We start from the raw sequence: 1,201 nt of genomic DNA on the forward strand, positions 1-1,201 counted from the left end.
TAGAGGGTGTTGGGTTCCTGGTCGCACAGGATCCGCCCATGCAACTCGGCGTTGGTCTCGGGGTTCATCAACGCGTGCAGGTTCACCGCCTGCACATCGGCCAGGATCTGCCCCATCGACACCCCCCGATACACCGACGACCCCCCACTGGCCTGAGCGAACGTCTCCACCACCTCACGCGCCCGACCACACGCCGCACCCAACATCCCCCGCGCCGCCACCCGATCGGCCACCGACCACGCCGCACCCGAAGCCGCACCCCCATCCACCAGATCCGCCAGACGACGGGCGTGGAAAGACGCCTCCTGCAACAACTGCTCACCCCGCGCCGCCCGCAGATGCGTCACCGGCGCCTCCCCCTGCCGGTCATACCCCGTGTAGGTGATCTTCCGGTTCGGCAACCGCTCCCCGAACAGATCCCGCGCCGCCCGCGCCAACCCCACCACCACCCCCACCGACGACGCCGAAGCCACCGGCACCAACGGCGCCCGGTACATCGCCGCGCCCTCCGTGCCGGTGCGTCCCTCCAACACCGCGCCCAACGGGACCACGCGCTCGGAGGGGATGAACAGGTCGGTGGCCGAGGTACTCACACTCCCCGTCCCCCGCAGACCGTAGGTGTCCCAGTCATCGGCCACCTGCAAATCCGACATCGGCACCAGCGCCATCACCGGCTGCGGCTCGGCCTCCGCACTCACCACCACCGCGATGATCTCCTGCCACTGCGCATGATGCGCCCCCGTGATGAACCCCCACCGCCCATTCACCACGATCCCGCCATCCACCCGCGTGGCCATCCCCGAAGGGCTCAACGTCCCGCACACCCGCACATCCGGGGTCGAGAACACCTCCTCCTGCACCTTCTCCGGGAACAACCCCACCATCCACGTCGGAATCCAATACACCTGCGCCGTCCACCCCAACGACCCATCCACCGCCCCCAACTCCGCACCCACCCGCACCAACGTCGAGGTATCGGCCTCGAAACCCCCGAACCGGGCCGGGACACGCAGCCTGAAGATCCCCGCCTCCGCCAGCAACCCGATCTGCTCATCGGCCAACCGGCCATGCCGATCCGACCACCCCACGAACGCACCCGCCGCACGCGCCGCCTCCCCGGCACGCCCGACCAACTCCTCCTGACCCACCACATCCCTGGCCAACATCGCATCCTCCTCGCACGACCCCGACGAACGACGAC

Annotated in this window: 1 protein-coding gene; it reads right to left on the bottom strand. The window is 69.0% G+C overall.

The window, feature by feature from the left end:
* On the bottom strand, positions 1-1,166 hold a 1,166-nt coding region (locus GNZ18_RS40620; RefSeq protein WP_156222937.1), incomplete at its 3' end, for an acyl-CoA dehydrogenase family protein.
* Between the last annotated feature and the right edge of the window lie 35 nt (positions 1,167-1,201).

Source organism: Actinomadura litoris (assembly GCF_009733595.1).
In the GTDB taxonomy this organism is placed as follows: Bacteria; Actinomycetota; Actinomycetes; order Streptosporangiales; family Streptosporangiaceae; genus Spirillospora; species Spirillospora litoris.